Raw genomic sequence first — 16,661 nt, forward strand, 5'->3', positions numbered from 1 at the left:
TTTCCTCCTTCGGCGACCCTTGCGCCTCGCCAGCGACCTTAACCTGGTGGCCGGAGTCTCTCAGGGGAGTTGATCGTGTTCGCGTTCTTGCTCATCGCGCTGGTCGTGGTCGTCGCCGGGGTCACCCTTGCGGTGGCCGGCGGAGGGTCCGAGGCCGTGCTGCCGGAGGCCGAGCCCGACCGGCTGTCCGACGTCCTGCCGGAGAACCGTCCCGTCGTACGGGCGGACATCGACGAGCTGCGTCTGCCCGTGGCCCCGCGCGGCTACCGGATGGCCGAGGTGGACGACGTACTGGAGCGGCTGGCGGCGGAGCTGGCGGAGCGTGACGCGCGGATCGCCGAGCTCACCGCCGCGGCCGCGCCGGTGTCCGTGCCCATGTCCGCTTCCGCCGACGGCTCCGTGGACCTGACGAAGGCCGCCGAGCAGTGAGCGGAGTGCTCGCCGGGCCCGACGGGGGTCTGCGGTGCCCCTGGGGGCTGGCCACCGAGGACTACGTCGCGTACCACGACTCGGAGTGGGGCCGTCCGGTCCACGGGGACGACGCGCTGTACGAGCGGCTGTGCCTGGAGGCCTTCCAGTCGGGGCTGTCCTGGCTGACGATCCTGCGCCGGCGGGAGGGGTTCCGGGCGGCCTTCGCGGGCTTCGAGATCGCCAAGGTGGCGGAGTTCGGGGCGCCTGACGTGGAACGGCTCCTCGCCGACGAGGGGATCATCCGCAACCGGGCCAAGATCGAGGCGACGCTCGCCAACGCCAAGACCCTAGCCGGGTGGGGTACGGGCGAACTCGACACCCTGATCTGGTCCCACGTCCCGGAGCCGGGGCGGGCCCCGAAGAGCACCACCGAGATCCCGGCGGTGACACCGGAGTCCACGGCCCTGGCCAAGGCCCTGAAGAAGGCGGGCATCCGCTTCGTGGGTCCCACGACGGCCTACGCCCTGATGCAGGCCTGCGGCCTGGTCAACGACCACCTGGCCCGCTGCGTGGCCCGCGACCTGAGCTGACCCCGCGGGGCGAAGTCCCCTACCCGCCCTTCGCCCGTTCCCCGGGGCTTTGCCCCGGACCCCCGCTCCTCAAACGCCGGAGGGGCTGGATTTCCGCTCGGCGGGGCTGGTTTGCCCGCAGGGCAATTCCAGCCCCTCCGGCGTTTGAGGAGCGGGGTCTGGGGCGGAGCCCCAGGAGGGGTCCGGGCGCAGCCCGGGGAACGGGCGAAGGGCGGGTAGGGGACTTCGCCCCGCGTAGCGGTACCCGCACCGGCGCAGCGGTACCCGCACCCGCGTAGCGGTACCCGGACCGGCGGGGCGGGCGCGTGACGCCCGGCGGAGCCCCTAGCGGCCCAGGTACCGCGGAGCCTCCTTCGCGAGGAAGGCCGCGACGGCGATCCCGTGGTCCTCGGAGGCCCCCGCACGGGCCTGGAGGACGTCCTCGTGGTCCAGCGCGTCTTCGAGCGACCGGGAGGCCCCGTACGCCAGGGACTCCTTCAGGGCCGCGTAGGCGACCGTCGGGCCCTGCGCGAGGCGCCGGGCCACGGCCAGTGCTTCGGCGGCCAGCTCCTCCGAGGGGACGACGCGGTTCGCGATGCCCAGTTCCAGTGCCTCCTGGGCCTTCACGGACCGCGGGAAGAGCAGCAGGTCGGAGGCGCGCGAGCCGCCGATCAGGCGGGGCAGCGTCCACGAGACGCCCGAGTCGGCCGTCAGGGCGACCCCCGCGAAGGAGGTGTTGAAGGAGGCGGTGTCCGCGACCACGCGGAAGTCCGCCGCCAGGGCGAAACCGAAGCCCGCGCCCGCCGCGACGCCGTTCACGCCCGCGACCACCGGCTTCGGCATCTCCGTCAGGGCGCGGACGATCGGGTTGTAGTGCTCCGCGACGGTGTTCATGGTCAGCGAGGAGCCGTGTTCGCGGTCGGCCGCCAGGAACCCGACGTGTTCCTTGAGGTCCTGGCCCACGCAGAACGCCCGGTTGCCGGCCGCGGTGAGCAGGACCGCCCGTACCGCCGGGTCCGCGGCCGCCGCCCGGGCCGCGTCGCGCAGGGCGACCTTGGCCTCGGTGTTCATGGCGTTCATGGCCTCGGGACGGTTGATCGTGATGGTCGCGAGTCCGTCGGTCACTTCGTAGAGCACGCTGTCGGCCATGGCGGGGGTCCCCCTTCGTCGCGGGTGGCTACCGGCCGGTACCGGCCGGTGCAAAGGTCAGCATGGCGGACCGGACCGGGGTCGGACATGTGATGTGCGTCAAATAAACGGAAGGGCATTCGCGTGGCGCGGCGGCGAAGTATCGCAGGCGTGTCCCCGAAATGAGTGGTTTTGGTCAAGCGCGTTGCACAAGCGTTCCCAGCCGATGTTGGTCATCGGGTCCTGACATGCGGGATAATGGCCTGGAAGCAATGTGTTCGATGCCGGGTACTAGGCGCCTGAATGGAGCCGTCGGCTGACGATGAACTGGTTTCAGGAAGGGGAACGAGCATGGCGGCCATGAAGCCGCGGACGGGCGACGGCCCGCTCGAGGTCACCAAGGAGGGGCGGGGCATCGTCATGCGCGTACCGCTCGAGGGCGGCGGTCGGCTCGTCGTCGAGCTGACTCCGGACGAGGCGGACGCCCTGGGTGACGCCCTGAAGAAGGTCGTCGGCTGATCCCCCAGGGGCGCTGACAGTACTTTCGCTGCATTCTCTGCACTGCCCCGGCCGCGATCTGCGGTCGGGGCAGTGTTGTGTCCCCGTGCTCCGTGCTCCGTGACGCGCGAACAGAGGCCCGTGACCTTCTCGCCGCCCGCCCCACCCGCCTTCGCCGACTGCACGCCCCGCCAGAAGGCGGCACGGGTCCTCACGGAGGCCCTGGCGCCGGCGAACCTGGTGGTGTCCCAGCTCCTGCTGATCGGCTGGCACAGCACCGGCTCGTGGTCCGGTCTCGGCTGGGGTCTGCTCGGGGCCCTGTTCTGCGGAGTGGTCCCGGTCGGCATCATCCTGCTCGGGGTCCGGCGCGGGGCGCTGACCGACCAGCACATCCGGGTGCGACGCCAGCGGGTCGTCCCGATGGGGCTGAGCCTGGTCTCGGTCGTCGCCGGGATCTGCCTCCTGCGCCTGCTCGGCGCGCCGGCCGACGTCCTCGCGCTCGTCGTCGCGATGCTCGTCGGCCTCGTCTCCTCGCTGCTGGTGACGGTCGGCCGGCAGATATCCATCCACATGTCGGTGGCGGCCGGCACCGTGATGATCCTGCTGCTGGTGTTCGGCCCGGCGCTGCTGCCCGCGGCGCTGATCGCCGCCGGCGTGGGATGGTCCCGGCTGGTCCTGAAGGCGCACACCACGGCGCAGCTCCTCGCAGGGACCGCGCTGGGCGGTACGGCCGCGCTGACCTTCGCGCTACTGCGCTGACCAGCGACCGCCGCGCGGGATCAGCGCCGGACCGCGCAGAGCAGGCCGTCGCCCACCGGGAGCAGGGCGGCCTCCAGGGCCGGGCTCTCGCGGACGCTGCGCAGCAGTTCGCGGACGCGGAGCACCTCCACCGGCTGGGCCGCGGAGTCGACCGTACGGCCGTCGGAGAAGACTCCCTCGAAGCAGACCAGGCCGCCGGGGCGGAGCAGGCGCAACGATTCAGCGAGGTAGTCGAGGGACTCGGACGGGTCTCCGTCGCAGAAGACGAGGTCGTATCCGCCGTCGGCCAGCCGGGGCAGTACGTCCAGGGCGCGGCCCGGGATGAAGCGGGCGCGGTTGCCCGCGAAGCCGGCGGCGCGGAAGGCCTGGCGGGCGAAGGCCTGGCGGTCGGCTTCGGGATCCACCGTGGTCAGGACCCCGTCGGCGCGCATTCCGTGCAGGAGGTGGATGCCGGACACGCCGGTGCCGGTGCCGATCTCGGCGACCGCTTTCGCGTCCGCGGTGGCGGCGAGCAGGCGCAGCGCGGCCCCGGTGCCGGGGGAGACGGAACGCAGTCCCGCTTCCCTGGACCGGTCGCGGGCCCATCGCAGAGCGTCGTCTTCGGCGACAAACGCGTCGGCGAACGCCCAGCTCGTCTGCCGGTTGCCGGTAATGACCCTCTCCTGTCCCCATAGTTGGCGCAACGGTGACTGTATCCGCTGGAGTCGGGAACCCGCAGATGGGACCGGGCGTTGAGAGCAGTAGAGACGCAAGAGGGCCCCGGGGCCCCGGGCCCGTGCAAAGTTACTGCAAAAAAGCTTATCCAGAGCTGACGGGAGGGGTGGCTATGGTAGGGATTCCGCTGGACACCACCAGAGCCGACAGGGGAGGTGCGGCTGCGCCTGTGGATCGTGGGGGTGTCCTCCGACGCCTCTTCTGGTCGGCCGGTGAGCCGAAATCCGTGACCAACATTGCTGACCGTTTCCGCACCGTAGACACCGCAACCACCGCGACGTTCGCCGCCGATGCGGGCTCCCAGGCGTGGACCCCTCCCTCGTGGGAGGAGATCGTCAGCACGCACAGTGCGCGGGTCTACCGTCTCGCCTACAGGCTGACGGGCAACCAGCACGACGCCGAGGACCTGACGCAGGAAGTCTTCGTCCGCGTCTTCCGCTCGCTGTCCACGTACACGCCCGGCACCTTCGAGGGCTGGCTGCACCGGATCACCACGAACCTCTTCCTGGACATGGTCCGCCGCAAGCAGCGGATCCGCTTCGACGCCCTCGCCGACGACGCCGCCGAGCGGCTGCCGAGCCGTGAGCCGTCCCCGCAGCAGGTCCTGCACGACACCCACTTCGACGCGGACGTGCAGCAGGCGCTGGACACCCTCGCGCCCGAGTTCCGCGCGGCCGTGGTGCTCTGCGACATCGAGGGCCTGTCGTACGAGGAGATCGCCGCCACGCTCGGCGTGAAGCTCGGCACCGTGCGCAGCCGTATCCACCGGGGCCGTTCGCACCTGCGCAAGGCGCTCAAGCACCGGTCTCCCGAAGCCCGTGCCGAGCAGCGCGCGCTGGCCGGTGTGGCCGTGGGCGCCCCCGGCGCCGGGGGAGAGGGCGGAGCCGAGTGAGCGGGATCAATCCGTCCCCGTCGCCCGCCGAGCAGGCGTTCTCCGCTGAACAGACCGCCTCCGCCGAGCACCACCTGGGCGACCGGCTCGCCGCCCTCGTGGACGGGGAGTTGAGCCATGACGCGCGCGAGCGGGTACTGGCGCACCTGGCGACGTGTCCCAAGTGCAAGGCCGAGGCCGATGCGCAGCGGCGCCTGAAGACCATGTTCGTGGAGAGCGCGGCGCCCGCGCTGTCGGCCGGGCTGCTGGCGCGGTTGCAGGGGCTGCCGGGAGGCGGCTCCGAGGGACCGTCAGGGCCTGCCGGGCCCTTCGGCCCGTCGGCGGGATCCGACCCCTTCGCGTCCTTCGGCTATGCGCCGCCCGCGGCGGCCGCGCCGCAGCAGCAGGGCTTCCGGATACACGAGGTGGGCCGCCAGCGGCGCCGCTTCGCGTTCGTGGCGGCCGGAGCGGTGTCGCTCGCCGCGATCGCGCTGGGTGGCACGCTGCCGATGGAAGCGGTCGAGCCCAATGCCCGGGGCGAGGCCCCGGCCGCCCGCACGGGACCCGTGGTTCCGGTGGTCGACGCGGTGGTCCGGGAGAACCGGCTGCCGAAGCCGGGCACCCTTCCGACCTTCCGCCCGGTCAGCCCCCTCGCGGCCCCGTCACAGTCCCGCCCGACCACGTCGGCCTCCGCACGCCCGGTATCCCTGTACCGGTAGCCGGCGGCGCGGGTCCGGTCCCGGGCAGTACCCCCCTCCGGCCTGCGCCGGGCCCTTCCGCGCGGCTCGGCCCGTCCGGCCGCGCCGGCCGTGCTCGGGTGCCCGTGCTTCCTGCCCGCCGGGGCGGGCGGCGCGGTCGACCTGGTTGAATCTCCGCCAGATGTGCCGCCCCGGGCGGCCGGCGGAGAGCGACAGGCAGGCGGGGAGCACCCATGTCCGACAGTCAGCAGACCGATCCGGCGGCGGATCCGGTTCCCGCCCTCCTGCCCCGGTGGTGGAGCCGCCCCGCGGATCCCGTCGGCGCGCACGAGGCATCCGTACCGCCCCCGCGGGCCGGGTCCGCCGCGGACGGGGATCCGGCGCCCCCGCAGGCCCCCGCCCCCGCCCCGGTGCCCCAGTGGTGGAGCCGCCCCGCGCAGCCGCTCGCCGGGCACGAGGGATCCGTACCGCCGCCGAGGTCCCAGCCGGACACGGCCGCAGCGGCGGACACGTACGCGGAGCCGCGGTACGACCCGTGGGGTGCGCGGCCGCTCCAGGCGGTGGACCACGGCCGGATGGGCTTCCGCCGGCTCCGGCTGCGCCAGGGCATCCTCCTCGGCGTCGGCATCGCCCTCCTCGCCGGTGGCATCGGCGGCTACGCCGGGGTCCTCGCCGAGCGGGAGGCCGGCACCCGCCTCGAACTCCCGCAGGCGGCCCGCGCCGACCGCGGCCGGGCTCCCGACAGCGTCGCCGGGATCGCCGCCACCGCGCTGCCCGGTGTGGTCACCCTGCACGTCAGCGGCGCGGAGAGCAGCTCGACCGGCACCGGCTTCGTCCTCGACGGGCAGGGCCACATCCTCACCAACCACCACGTGGTCAACGGGGCCCGGACCATAACGGTCACCTTCAGCACCGGCGAGAGCGTCCCCGCCGAGCTGGTCGGCGGCGACACCGGTTACGACCTGGCCGTGGTCAAGGTCGAGGGGGTACGGGGCCTGCGGCCGCTCGCACTCGGCAACTCCGAGAACGTCGAGGTCGGCGACCCGGTCGTGGCCATCGGGGCCCCCTTCGACCTGTCCAACACCGTCACCGCCGGCATCATCAGCGCCACCGGCCGCCCCATCACCGCCGGCGGCGACAAGGGCGACGGCAGCGACGTCAGCTACGTCGACGCCCTCCAGACCGACGCCCCCATCAACCCCGGCAACTCCGGCGGACCGCTCCTCGACGCCAAGGCCCAGGTCATCGGCATCAACAGCGCCATCCGCGGAGGCGACGGCAAGGACAGCTCCGGACAGCAGCGCGGCAGCATCGGCCTCGGCTTCGCCATCCCGGTGAACCAGGGCAAGCGCGTGGCCGAGGAGCTGATCCGCACCGGCCGCGCCACCCACCCCGTCATCGGCGTCACCCTGGACATGGACTACTCCGGCGACGGGGCCCGGGTGGGGGAGAAGGGCGAGGGCGGGAAGCCGGCCGTCACCGCGGGCGGGCCCGGTGCCCGCGCGGGGATCAGACCGGGCGACGTGATCACCAAGGTCGACGGGGTACGGGTGCACGGCGGCGACGAGCTCGTCATCAAGATCCGCGCCCACCGGCCGGGCGACCGGCTCGCCCTCACCGTGCTGCGAGAGGGCCGGGAGCGCACGCTGGAAGTGGTCCTCGGATCGGCGAACGGATCATGACGGGCGGGTGAAAGCCGAACCGGTCCGGTAATCCGCCGGTCCTGGTGTATTGGCCTGCGGACCCGGCCGGGTACCGTGTGACAGGCCTGACGTGAAGAGAGCCGAGGAGCGGGGCAAGGTGTTCAACGACATAGGCGCACTCGAGCTGGTCACGATCGTGGTGCTCGCCATTCTCATCTTCGGCCCGGACAAGCTGCCCAAGGTCATCCAGGACGTCACGGGCGTCATCCGGAAGATCCGCGCGTTCTCCGACAGCGCGAAGCAGGACATCCGCTCCGAGCTCGGCCCGGAATTCAAGGACTTCGAGTTCGAGGACCTGAACCCGAAGAACTTCATCCGCAAGCAGCTGACCGAGAACGATGACCTCAAGGAGATCCGGAGCAGCTTCGATCTCCGCAAGGAACTGAACGACGTCACCGACGCGGTCAACGGCAAGGAGTCCGAAGCGGCCGGTGCCGCCGGCGCCCTCCCCGCCGCCGCGCCGGGCGCCGGACCGGACATGGTCAAGAAGCCCGTGACCCCGGCGCAGGAGCAGCTCACGCGCTTCGACGCCGACGCGACCTGACGCCACCCGGGACCACGCGCGCGCCCGCTTGCCCGGCGAACCGCGGTCGGATGGCTATCCTCCTTTGAGTCCGGATCCAGGACGCCCGAGGGGGGTGGGCCGTTCCGGAGCCCACGGAACGAGAGGCCGCTCAGATGGAGACGACGAGCAGTAGCCGGGTAGGCACGCAGCCCGCCGAGGCACAGACGCCCGTACCCCAGGACCCTCCGCAGTCCCCGGACGCGGCCGCCCCGCCCGTCCCTGCCGCCCGCCGGGCGGCCGAGGGGTACCTGCGGGCCGACTTCCCCTGGTACGGGCTGGACGGGGCCTTCAGCGGCCCCCGCTGGCTGATGCAGGTCGCCGCGGGCGCCGACGGAAGCGTGGAGCACGGCTCGACCGGTCACGGTGACGAGCCCTCCGCCCGCGGCGAGATCGCCACGGGGGAGAAGGAGCGCTTCGCGGTGGTCGTCACCGTGGCCAGCAACCCGCTGCGGCGCACCGCCGACGGCACCGGAGTCCTGGAGGCCACCTCGGTCTCCTCGGCGGCCTGGCTGGCCGGCTCGGGGCTGCTGGCCTACAGCTGGCCGGGCCAGATGGACCACAGCCTGCGCGACGACTGGCTCGACCAGCAGACCGAGGCCGCGTGGGAACTCGCGGACGACCTCGCGGGGCCGGACTGGTCGACGCTGTCGCTGCCGGTGGACGGGGAGCCGACGCCGTTCCACTACCGCGAGTCGGAATTCGGGTGGGTCCTCGCCGGATCGACCGGGAGCGGGGTGCACCTGGGTGCGTACGGGCGCGGGATGAGCGCGTACGGGCTCGGCTTCTCGGTGATCGGGGACCTGGCGGCGTACGAGTAGGACGCGGCAAAGAGACGCGGCAGAAAAAGGGGGGCCGGCGAGGAATCTTCCTCGCCGGCCCCCCTCCTTATCCCGTCTCAGAACTTGTTGCGCGGGGTGATCCCCAGGGACATGCCCGCCAGGCCGCGGGCGCGGCCGCCGAGCTTGCCCGCGATGGCGCGCAGGGCCGCGCCGGCGGGGGAGTCGGGGTCGGACAGGACGACCGGGGTGCCGTTGTCGCCGCCCTCGCGCAGGCGGACGTCGATCGGGATCGAGCCCAGCACCGGCACCGCCGCGCCGACCGTCTTGGTCAGGCCGTCGGCGACCCTCTGGCCACCGCCCGAGCCGAACACGTCGACCATCTCGTCGCAGTGCGGGCAGGGCAGCCCGGACATGTTCTCGACGACGCCGACGATCTTCTGGTGGGTCTGCACGGCGATCGAGCCGGCCCGCTCCGCGACCTCGGCCGCCGCCTGCTGCGGGGTGGTCACGACGAGGATCTCGGCGTTCGGCACGAGCTGGGCCACGGAGATCGCGATGTCGCCCGTGCCCGGCGGCAGGTCCAGCAGCAGGACGTCCAGGTCGCCCCAGTACACGTCGGCCAGGAACTGCTGGAGGGCCCGGTGCAGCATCGGACCGCGCCACACCACGGGCGCGTTGCCCGGGGTGAACATGCCGATGGAGATGACCTTCACGCCGTGCGAGGACGGCGGCATGATCATGTTCTCGACCTGGGTGGGGCGGCCCTCCACGCCGAGCATGCGCGGCACGCTGTGGCCGTAGATGTCGGCGTCGACGACGCCGACCTTGAGGCCGTCGGCAGCCATCGCCGCCGCCAGGTTCACGGTGACTGAGGACTTGCCGACGCCGCCCTTGCCGGAGGCGACCGCGTAGACACGGGTCAGCGAGCCGGGCTGGGCGAAGGGGACCTCGCGCTCGGCGGTGCCGCCGCGCAGGGTCGCCGCGAGGTCCTTGCGCTGCTCGTCGCTCATCACGTCCAGCGTGACGGCGACCGAGGTGACGCCGGGGACCCGCTGCACGGCCTCGGTGACCAGGTTGGTGATGGTCTCGCGCATGGGGCAGCCCGACACGGTCAGGAACACGGTGACGGCGACCTCGCCGCCGTCGCCGATCTCCACCGATTTGACCATGCCCAGCTCGGTGATCGGCCGGTGGATCTCGGGGTCGTTCACCGTCGCCAGCGCGTCCAGGATCGCGTCCTGTTCGGGCAAGGCAGCGGCGGAGGCGGAGCTTGTGTCGGTAGCCATGCCCCGATGGTACGGCGCGGTGGCGGGCCTCAGGAAAGCCCGCTAGCGGTCGCCTTCGTCACTCTCGGCGGGGAATAGCCGCCGCTCGTCCATCTCCTTGATCAGATCCTGGAACTCGGAGCGGATCCAGTCGCGCGTGGCGACCTCGCCCAGACCCATCCGCAGCGCCGCGATCTCCCGGGTCAGATACTCCGTGTCGGCCAGCGAGCGCTCGTTCTGCTTGCGGTCCTGCTCCAGGTTGACCCGGTCCCGGTCGTCCTGGCGGTTCTGCGCCAGCAGGATCAGCGGGGCCGCGTAGGAGGCCTGGAGCGACAGCATCAGGGTCAGGAAGATGAAGGGGTACTCGTCCCACCGCAGGTCGGCCGGCGCGAAGATGTTCCACAGCACCCAGATGATGATGACGACGGTCATCCATACGATGAACCGGCCCGTGCCGAGGAACCGCGCGACCCGCTCCGAGAGCCGCCCGAAGGCCTCCGGGTCGTACTCGGGCAGCAGCCGCCGGCGAGCCGGGCGCGGCAGGTCGAGCCGCGCACGCGAGCGCGTCAGCGCGCTCGCCCCGCTCGACTGACTGGCCTTCGCCCGCTCGCCGCGCTCGAAAGAGGAACGTTCCGCCCGCTCCGCGGCGGCCTCCGCCAGCCCGTACTCGCGGGCCTGCGCCCGCGCCCGCTCGCGCCGTTCCCGGATCTGCTCCTTGCGCCGCTCGCGCGGCTGCTCGCCGCGCCCCCGCTCAGTCCCCACGGAGGGCCCCTTCCGCACGCTCGGAATCCTCGGGACCACCGGGGCCCTCCGAATGGAAGTCCGTCTCCCGCCAGTCGTCCGGCAGCAGGTGGTCCAGTACGTCGTCGACGGTGACCGCGCCCAGCAGCGAGCCGCTCTCGTCGACGACCGGGACCGCGACCATGTTGTACGCGGCCAGGTAGCTGGTCACCACCGGCAGCGAGGAGTCCGGCCGCAGCGGCGCCAGCCCGGTGTCCACGATCGAGCTGACCAGGGTGAACGGCGGATCGCGCAGCAGCCGCTGGAAGTGCACCGTGCCCAGGTACTTGCCCGTCGGCGTCTCGTCCGGCGGCCGGCACACGTACACCTGCGCTGCCAGCGCCGGCGACAGGTCCGACTGCCGTACGCGGGCCAGCGCGTCGGCGACCGTCGCGTCGGGCCGCAGCACGATCGGCTCCGTGGTCATCAGACCGCCCGCGGTGTTCTCCTCGTAGGACAGCAGGCGCCGCACGTCGGCGGCGTCGTCCGGCCGCATCAGCGTCAGCAGCCGCTCCTTGTCGTCCTCCGGCAGCTCGGAGAGCAGGTCGGCCGCGTCGTCCGGGTCCATCGCCTCCAGGACGTCGGCCGCGCGCTCCTCCTTCAGCTTCCCGAGGATCTCCACCTGCTCGTCCTCGGGCAGCTCCTCCATGACGTCCGCGAGCCGGTCGTCGTCGAGGGCGCTCGCCACCTCGGCGCGCCGCTTCGGCGTCAGGTGGTGCAGGACGTTCGCCACGTCCGCGGGGCGCATCTGCTCGAAGGTGGCGACCAGGTTCTCGGCGCCCTGCCCGTGCTCCTCCAGCGAGAAGCCCGTCACCGCCGACCACTCCACGGTCAGGGTCTCGCCGCGCCGCCGCAGCGCGCCCGCCTTGCCCTTCCGTACGAAGATCCGGTCGATCTCCCAGTCGCGGCGGGCCGGCAGCTGCTGGATGGCCACGTCCAGGACGGTGACCTCCTCGTCGTCCGCGACCAGGCGCACGCGCCGGTCCAGCAGTTCGCCGAGGATCAGCCGCTCGGTGGGGCGCTGCTCGAAGCGCCGCATGTTGACCACGCCGGTGGTGATCACCTGGCCGGACTCGACGCCCGTCACCCGGGTCATGGGAAGGAAGATCCGCCGCCGGCTGACGACCTCGACCACCAGGCCGAGCAGCCGGGGCGGCCGGCCGGCCACGCGGAGCATCGCGACGAGGTCGCGCACCCGGCCCACCTGGTCGCCGTTGGGGTCGAAGACGGGCACACCCGACAGATGCGAGACGAAGATCCGTGGGGCGCCTGCCGCCATCCGAGCGCCTCCTACGAGCTGCGTCATCCGTCGATCACCGGTACTGCCGCCCTCAGGTTAGCCCGTACCGCACGCAACCTCCTGGTGGGGCCGTCCGCCCGGGCATCACCCCGGCGCCCGTGCGGCGCCCCCGGGCCCCCGTACGCGCGTCCCCACGGGCAGCGCCCGGGTGCCGCGCGGCGGCCCGCGTACGGGCGGGTACGCTGCCAGCTGCTCGCCGACGCAACGAGAGGGGCACCTGCCCGTGACCGCCTATTTCCCCGCCCCGCGGCTGCGCCGGGCCGCCTTCGTCAGTGCCCTCTGCGCGGGCCTGGCCGTCGTCGGCACGGGGTGCGGGGCGGACCCCGACGAGGGGACGAACGGGGTCGGCAAGCTGTCCGCCGAGCAGATCGAGGGCAAGGCGAAGGCGGCCGTCACCGGGGCGCAGTCGGTCCACCTCTCCGGCACGCTCGTCAGCGGCGGCAAGTCCTTCACCCTGGACATGCGGCTCGGCGCGGACGGCGGCTCCGGCGAGGTGAAGTCCCAGGACGACACCACCTTCCAGCTGCTGCGCGTCGGGGAGCAGCTCTACCTCAAGGCGGGCGCCGCTTTCTGGGGCCAGTCCGAAGCGGCCGGCAAGCTCGGCGACAAGTTCGTCAAGGTGCCCGAGGGCGACCCCTCGTACAAGCAGTTCCGCGGGTTCACCGACATGCAGGTCATGCTCGACGGGCTGCTCGGGCTCGACGGGAAGCTCACCAAGGGCGAGGACTACACCAAGGTCGGGCCCACCCGGGCCGTCCAGGTCTCGGCGGACAAGGGCAAGGGCGGCAAACTCTCGGTCTCCCTGGAGGGCACCCCCTACCCGCTCCTCATGGAACGCGCGGGCGGCGCCGGCCGGGTGACCCTCGGGGAATGGGGCCTGCCGGTCGAGCTGACCGCGCCCGAGCCGGACCAGACGGTGGACTACGGTTCCGAGCTGCCCACGACCAAGGAGCAGCCGGGCACCCCCAAGGGCTCCGGCCAGGGCGCCAACCCGCAGGGCTAGGCCGCGCAGCCGGGGACGGCCTAGTGCTGTGACCGGAAAGGTTCACCGGGTCACGGCGCCCGGCACGGCACCTCGCCGCGTTGTCGGACCACGGAAGTACGTCCAGTACTAGCCGCGGTCCTCCGCCTTGCGATGCACCGCACCGGACACCGCGACCCGGCAAACCTTTCCGGCCGCAGCACTAGCGGGCCGCCTTCTTCTTCCGCTTCAGCAGCAGCTTCGGCAGCCCGGCCGGGACGGGCTGCCGGGTCGTCGCGGGGGAGCCCAGCGGAGCCGCCGCCAGCGAACCCTCGGGGAGGGCGGCCCGGACCGACTCCGGCTCCAGGCGCAGCAGCCGGCACTCCCGCGCCCAGCGTTCGGTCATCTCGGCGGAGTCGGGCGCGTTGAGCCGCTTGCCCTTCAGCTCGGCCACCGCGGCCTCCCACGGCTCGCTGCCGGGCACGAGCTCGCGTACGGTCGCCGTCCACGCGACGAGCCGGCCGCCCTTGTCCTTGCTGCGCACGGTCACCTCGGCCGCCGCCCCGTCCGCGAGCCCCGGGAACGGCTGCTCCCCGGGCCCGTCGCCGAGCACGTGCGCCGCGCCGTCCACCCAGGCGTGCCACAGCCCGCGGTCGGCCCCGGAGCCGCGGACCCAGATGAGGCCGGACTTCTTGGTGGCCTCCTCGACGAGGGCCAGATCGAGCGCGCTGAGAGTCATGCGCACAGGGTAGCCAGCGCCTCGCGCACGCTCACAGCCAGCCGTGGCGGCGCAGGGCCCGGTGGATGGTGAAGCAGGTTCCGGCGATGGCGGCCATCACCATCGGGTAGCCGTAGCGCCACTGGAGCTCCGGCATGTGCTCGAAGTTCATCCCGTACACCCCGCAGATCATCGTGGGCACGGCGATGATCGCCGCCCAGGAGGTGATCTTGCGCATGTCCTCGTTCTGCGCGACGGTCGCCTGCGCCAGGTTGGCCTGGAGGATGGAGTTCAGCAGCTCGTCGAAGCCGACGACCTGCTCGTGCACGCGGGCCAGGTGGTCGGCGACGTCGCGGAAGTACTTCTGGATGTCGGGCTCCACCAGCCGCATCGGGCGCTCGCTGAGCAGCTCCATGGGACGCAGCAGCGGGGAGACGGCCCGCTTGAACTCCAGCACCTCGCGCTTGAGCTGGTAGATGCGGCCCGCGTCGCCGCCGCGCGCGGCGCCCTTGGCCGGGGCGGCGAAGACCTCGCTCTCCACCTCGTCGATGTCGTCCTGCACGGCCGCGGCGACGGCGATGTACCCGTCGACCACGTGGTCGGCGAGGGAGTGCAGGACGGCGGAGGGGCCCTTGGCGAGGAGCGCCGGGTCGTCCTGGAGGCGGTGGCGCAGGCCCTTGAGGGAGCCGTGGCCGCCGTGCCGGACGGTGATGACGAAGTCGGGGCCGGTGAAGCACATCACCTCGCCGGTCTCCACCACCTCGCTGGTGGCGGTGAGTTCGGCGTGCTCGACGTAGTGGATCGTCTTGAAGACGGTGAAGAGGGTGTCGTCGTAGCGCTCCAGCTTCGGCCGCTGGTGCGCGTGCACCGCGTCCTCCACGGCCAGCGGGTGCAGCCCGAACACGGCGGCGATCCCCGCGAACTCGGCCTCCGTCGGCTCGTGCAGGCCGATCCACGCGAAACCGCCGTCCTCGCGGACCTCGCGCAGCGCCTCACGGGGCGTCAGGCAGGAAGCGCCCTGCGCGCGCACGTCGCGCCGCCCGTCGCGGTAGACGGCGCAGTCGACCAACGCGCTGTTCGCGGACGGGTCGCGGGTGGTGTCGTAGCCGGGCTGGGCCGGGGTGGACCTGCGCAGCGCGGGACGGACGGCGGCACGGAGGTAGGGCAGCATCGACATGGCAGGCTCCTTCGCGCGCACGGCTGCGGACCGTACGGGTGGGAGGTCCTTCCGGACGGCACGCCCACCCGGTCGGCAGTCCGGGCGGGCAGGCGGAAGGATCAGGACGGGAGGACACAGTTCTTCCGTCGCTCTTCGACCGATCCGGCGTGTGGATCCAAAGACGCGCGGATCAAAGGGGGCGCGGCGCGCCCGTCGGCGAAGTGGAAGAGCGAGAGGTACCGCACGTACTGTGCGATCGACTTCGATGCACCGCAGCCCCACCTCCTCCGGCCGGTCCCCCGTAAGGGACGTCCTGTCGCCGGGGCACTGAAACTTCTCTTCTGAGAGCGTCCCCGACCAGCGGTCAACGATATCAGCCGACGGATGGTCAAGAGCCGCTCTTTACCCGGCTGATACGAGTTCTATGCTCGCTCCATGGCAGAAATTCTGGCCCTTGTGGAAGCCCGGCTGCGCGCCGCGCTCGGCGAACCCGACGCCCGCGCCGCCGTCACCTTCCTGGGCACCGACCGTTTCGAAGTCCTCCGCTTCACCGAGGGCGACCTCGTGCGGTACGCGACCCTCGGCATGTCCGCCCAGCCCATGGCCGACCCGACGGTGGTGGTCGCCGACCCGGTCCGCGGCCCGCGCGCGGAACTCGTCCTGACCGTGCGGGGCGGGCTCGCGCCCACCGACAAGCTGCTGCGGCCGCTGGCCGTGCTGGCGGCGTCGCCCCAGGTGGAAGGGCTCATCGTGACGCCCGGCGCCTCCCTGGACGTGGGCGAACCCCTGTGGGACGGGGCGCCGTTCACCTCCGTGCTCGTGGCGGAGCCCGGCGGACTGGTCGAGGACGTCGTCCTGGACGACCCCATGGACCCCGTCTCCTTCTTCCCCCTCCTGCCGATGACGGCGAACGAGGCGGCGTGGAAGAGGGTCCACGGCGCCGCCGCCCTGCAGGAACGCTGGCTCGCGCGCGGCACGGATCTGCGGGACCCTCTGCGTACGGCAGTCGCACTGGACTGAGCATCCGGCCACCGCCCGGCCGCCCCGGACGGGTGAGCGCGTCTTGACGGGGCGCGCGGCGGGGAGGAGCGTGGCTTCTTATGAGGGGCGAACCGAGTTGCCCGAAGTGTGGTGGCCGGGTCAGGGCGCCCGGTCTTTTTGCCGACTCCTGGCAGTGCGCCGTGCACGGCACCGTCCATCCCCTGCAGCCCGTGATCCCGCCGAGCGTCGAAGGTCTGGGCGTGGTGGTGAACCGGGCGCAGGTACCGGTCTGGATGCCCTGGCCGCTGCCCGTCGGCTGGCTGTTCACCGGGGTCGCCTCCGCCGGTGACGACCGCAGCGGCGGCCGGGCCACCGCCGTGGCCTGCTCGGGTCCCGGCCCGCTCGGCGGCATCGGCGAGCTGCTGCTGATCGCCGAGGAACTGGGCGTCGGCCTGGGTGCGCGGTTCGCCGGTCTCGACGCCCCCGACCCGGGCCGCTACATGAACGTCTCCGCTCCGCCGCACGCCAAGGTGGTCGCCGCCGGACGCCCGACGCCGCTCTGGCACGTCACCGGCGTCCCCGAGGACCGGGCCGTCTTCGCCGGCGAGGCGCGCGGGCTGTGGCTGTGGGCGATCGTCTGGCCGGAGCAGTCGGGCCTGCTGATGTACGACGAACTGGTCCTGACCGACCTGCGCGACGCGGGAGCCGAGGTGGAGCTGCTGCCCTGCGGCGCCCTGAGCCCCCGCATTTTGTCCCAGCCTTCTTGACGCCCCCCTCGCACGGCTCGGCCCTGGCGGGCCTC

The 16,661-nt window shown here is 72.6% G+C and carries 19 protein-coding genes; 12 read left to right on the forward strand and 7 right to left on the reverse strand.

Going from position 1 to position 16,661, the window contains the following annotated elements; translation table 11 throughout:
* Positions 1–69: 69 nt before the first annotated feature.
* Together ACODT5_RS44285 and ACODT5_RS44290 are read left to right on the forward strand one after the other, a co-directional pair.
* On the forward strand, positions 70–429 hold the full coding sequence (locus ACODT5_RS44285) for a DivIVA domain-containing protein (RefSeq protein ID WP_422524555.1): 360 nt from the start codon (positions 70–72) through the stop codon (positions 427–429).
* A complete protein-coding gene (locus ACODT5_RS44290) occupies positions 426–1,001 on the forward strand; it encodes a DNA-3-methyladenine glycosylase I (protein WP_422524556.1) in 576 nt (191 codons plus the stop codon). Before ACODT5_RS44285 ends, ACODT5_RS44290 begins: the two co-directional genes overlap by 4 nt.
* Before the next feature lie 324 nt (positions 1,002–1,325).
* Here ACODT5_RS44290 and chcB read toward each other — a convergent pair whose 3' ends face one another.
* The gene (chcB, locus tag ACODT5_RS44295; protein WP_422524557.1) at positions 1,326–2,129 is read right to left on the reverse strand and encodes a 2-cyclohexenylcarbonyl CoA isomerase; all 804 of its coding nucleotides are present in this window, start codon (positions 2,127–2,129) and stop codon (positions 1,326–1,328) included.
* Between the two features lie 330 nt (positions 2,130–2,459).
* On the opposite strand from chcB, the gene ACODT5_RS44300 reads away from it, so the two are divergent.
* Positions 2,460–2,627, forward strand: a complete 168-nt coding sequence (locus ACODT5_RS44300) for a DUF3117 domain-containing protein (protein ID WP_003966491.1) — start codon at positions 2,460–2,462, stop codon at positions 2,625–2,627.
* Between the two features lie 120 nt (positions 2,628–2,747).
* Positions 2,748–3,365, forward strand: coding sequence for a hypothetical protein (locus ACODT5_RS44305; RefSeq protein WP_422524558.1), 618 nt, complete (start codon positions 2,748–2,750; stop codon positions 3,363–3,365).
* A gap of 20 nt (positions 3,366–3,385) precedes the next feature.
* Here the strand turns inward: ACODT5_RS44305 and ACODT5_RS44310 are convergent, their stop codons facing one another.
* On the reverse strand, positions 3,386–4,048 hold the full coding sequence (locus tag ACODT5_RS44310; RefSeq protein ID WP_243335946.1) for an O-methyltransferase: 663 nt from the start codon (positions 4,046–4,048) through the stop codon (positions 3,386–3,388).
* 143 nt (positions 4,049–4,191) lie between these two features.
* Between ACODT5_RS44310 and sigE the strand changes: the two genes are divergently transcribed.
* The 5 genes from sigE to ACODT5_RS44335 all read left to right on the forward strand — a co-directional run bounded on the left by sigE (position 4,192) and on the right by ACODT5_RS44335 (position 8,734).
* Positions 4,192–4,971: an RNA polymerase sigma factor SigE gene (gene sigE, locus ACODT5_RS44315; protein ID WP_243335949.1), complete on the forward strand. Its 780-nt coding sequence runs from the start codon at positions 4,192–4,194 to the stop codon at positions 4,969–4,971.
* Positions 4,968–5,669 (forward strand): anti-sigma factor family protein, encoded by a 702-nt coding sequence (locus tag ACODT5_RS44320; RefSeq protein ID WP_422524559.1) that lies wholly within the window; start codon positions 4,968–4,970, stop codon positions 5,667–5,669. Before sigE ends, ACODT5_RS44320 begins: the two co-directional genes overlap by 4 nt.
* Positions 5,670–5,881: 212 nt before the next feature.
* Positions 5,882–7,330, forward strand: coding sequence for a S1C family serine protease (locus ACODT5_RS44325; protein WP_422524560.1), 1,449 nt, complete (start codon positions 5,882–5,884; stop codon positions 7,328–7,330).
* Between the two features lie 118 nt (positions 7,331–7,448).
* Positions 7,449–7,895 carry a sec-independent translocase gene (locus tag ACODT5_RS44330; RefSeq protein ID WP_422525233.1) on the forward strand — a complete coding sequence of 149 codons (447 nt, stop codon included), beginning with the start codon at positions 7,449–7,451 and terminating at the stop codon, positions 7,893–7,895.
* Positions 7,896–8,029: 134 nt separating this feature from the next.
* A complete protein-coding gene (locus ACODT5_RS44335; RefSeq protein ID WP_422524561.1) occupies positions 8,030–8,734 on the forward strand; it encodes a hypothetical protein in 705 nt (234 codons plus the stop codon).
* A 77-nt stretch (positions 8,735–8,811) separates the two neighbouring features.
* Here ACODT5_RS44335 and ACODT5_RS44340 read toward each other — a convergent pair whose 3' ends face one another.
* The 3 genes from ACODT5_RS44340 to ACODT5_RS44350 all read right to left on the reverse strand — a co-directional run bounded on the left by ACODT5_RS44340 (position 8,812) and on the right by ACODT5_RS44350 (position 12,019).
* The gene (locus ACODT5_RS44340) at positions 8,812–9,927 is read right to left on the reverse strand and encodes an Mrp/NBP35 family ATP-binding protein (protein ID WP_422525234.1); all 1,116 of its coding nucleotides are present in this window, start codon (positions 9,925–9,927) and stop codon (positions 8,812–8,814) included.
* A gap of 96 nt (positions 9,928–10,023) precedes the next feature.
* Complete coding sequence (locus ACODT5_RS44345; RefSeq protein WP_422525235.1) at positions 10,024–10,530, reverse strand: DUF1003 domain-containing protein; 507 nt, start codon at positions 10,528–10,530, stop codon at positions 10,024–10,026.
* Positions 10,531–10,711: 181 nt separating this feature from the next.
* A complete protein-coding gene (locus tag ACODT5_RS44350; RefSeq protein WP_422524562.1) occupies positions 10,712–12,019 on the reverse strand; it encodes a magnesium transporter MgtE N-terminal domain-containing protein in 1,308 nt (435 codons plus the stop codon).
* A gap of 244 nt (positions 12,020–12,263) precedes the next feature.
* Here ACODT5_RS44350 and ACODT5_RS44355 point away from each other — a divergent pair, with 244 nt between their 5' ends.
* Positions 12,264–13,043, forward strand: coding sequence for a hypothetical protein (locus ACODT5_RS44355; RefSeq protein ID WP_422524563.1), 780 nt, complete (start codon positions 12,264–12,266; stop codon positions 13,041–13,043).
* A gap of 181 nt (positions 13,044–13,224) precedes the next feature.
* Here ACODT5_RS44355 and ACODT5_RS44360 read toward each other — a convergent pair whose 3' ends face one another.
* Positions 13,225–13,740, reverse strand: coding sequence for a hypothetical protein (locus tag ACODT5_RS44360; protein ID WP_422524564.1), 516 nt, complete (start codon positions 13,738–13,740; stop codon positions 13,225–13,227).
* A gap of 31 nt (positions 13,741–13,771) precedes the next feature.
* Positions 13,772–14,896 carry a magnesium and cobalt transport protein CorA gene (locus tag ACODT5_RS44365; RefSeq protein ID WP_422524565.1) on the reverse strand — a complete coding sequence of 375 codons (1,125 nt, stop codon included), beginning with the start codon at positions 14,894–14,896 and terminating at the stop codon, positions 13,772–13,774.
* A gap of 417 nt (positions 14,897–15,313) precedes the next feature.
* Between ACODT5_RS44365 and ACODT5_RS44370 the strand changes: the two genes are divergently transcribed.
* Positions 15,314–15,898 carry a suppressor of fused domain protein gene (locus tag ACODT5_RS44370; RefSeq protein ID WP_422524566.1) on the forward strand — a complete coding sequence of 195 codons (585 nt, stop codon included), beginning with the start codon at positions 15,314–15,316 and terminating at the stop codon, positions 15,896–15,898.
* A gap of 80 nt (positions 15,899–15,978) precedes the next feature.
* Complete coding sequence (locus ACODT5_RS44375; RefSeq protein ID WP_422524567.1) at positions 15,979–16,626, forward strand: DUF6758 family protein; 648 nt, start codon at positions 15,979–15,981, stop codon at positions 16,624–16,626.
* The last annotated feature ends 35 nt before the right edge of the window (positions 16,627–16,661 follow it).

Source organism: Streptomyces tatrensis (genome assembly GCF_049310065.1).
Taxonomy (GTDB): domain Bacteria; phylum Actinomycetota; class Actinomycetes; order Streptomycetales; family Streptomycetaceae; genus Streptomyces.

Coding starts and splice junctions, on each gene's coding strand:
- ACODT5_RS44370 (WP_422524566.1), top strand. CDS start 15,314: ATGGCAGAAATTCTGGCCCTTGTGGAAGCCCGGCTGCGCGCCGCGCTC.
- ACODT5_RS44300 (WP_003966491.1), top strand. CDS start 2,460: ATGGCGGCCATGAAGCCGCGGACGGGCGACGGCCCGCTCGAGGTCACC.
- ACODT5_RS44325 (WP_422524560.1), top strand. CDS start 5,882: ATGTCCGACAGTCAGCAGACCGATCCGGCGGCGGATCCGGTTCCCGCC.
- ACODT5_RS44360 (WP_422524564.1), bottom strand. CDS start 13,740: ATGACTCTCAGCGCGCTCGATCTGGCCCTCGTCGAGGAGGCCACCAAG.
- ACODT5_RS44365 (WP_422524565.1), bottom strand. CDS start 14,896: ATGTCGATGCTGCCCTACCTCCGTGCCGCCGTCCGTCCCGCGCTGCGC.
- chcB (WP_422524557.1), bottom strand. CDS start 2,129: ATGGCCGACAGCGTGCTCTACGAAGTGACCGACGGACTCGCGACCATC.
- ACODT5_RS44335 (WP_422524561.1), top strand. CDS start 8,030: ATGGAGACGACGAGCAGTAGCCGGGTAGGCACGCAGCCCGCCGAGGCA.
- ACODT5_RS44375 (WP_422524567.1), top strand. CDS start 15,979: ATGAGGGGCGAACCGAGTTGCCCGAAGTGTGGTGGCCGGGTCAGGGCG.
- sigE (WP_243335949.1), top strand. CDS start 4,192: ATGGTAGGGATTCCGCTGGACACCACCAGAGCCGACAGGGGAGGTGCG.
- ACODT5_RS44350 (WP_422524562.1), bottom strand. CDS start 12,019: ATGGCGGCAGGCGCCCCACGGATCTTCGTCTCGCATCTGTCGGGTGTG.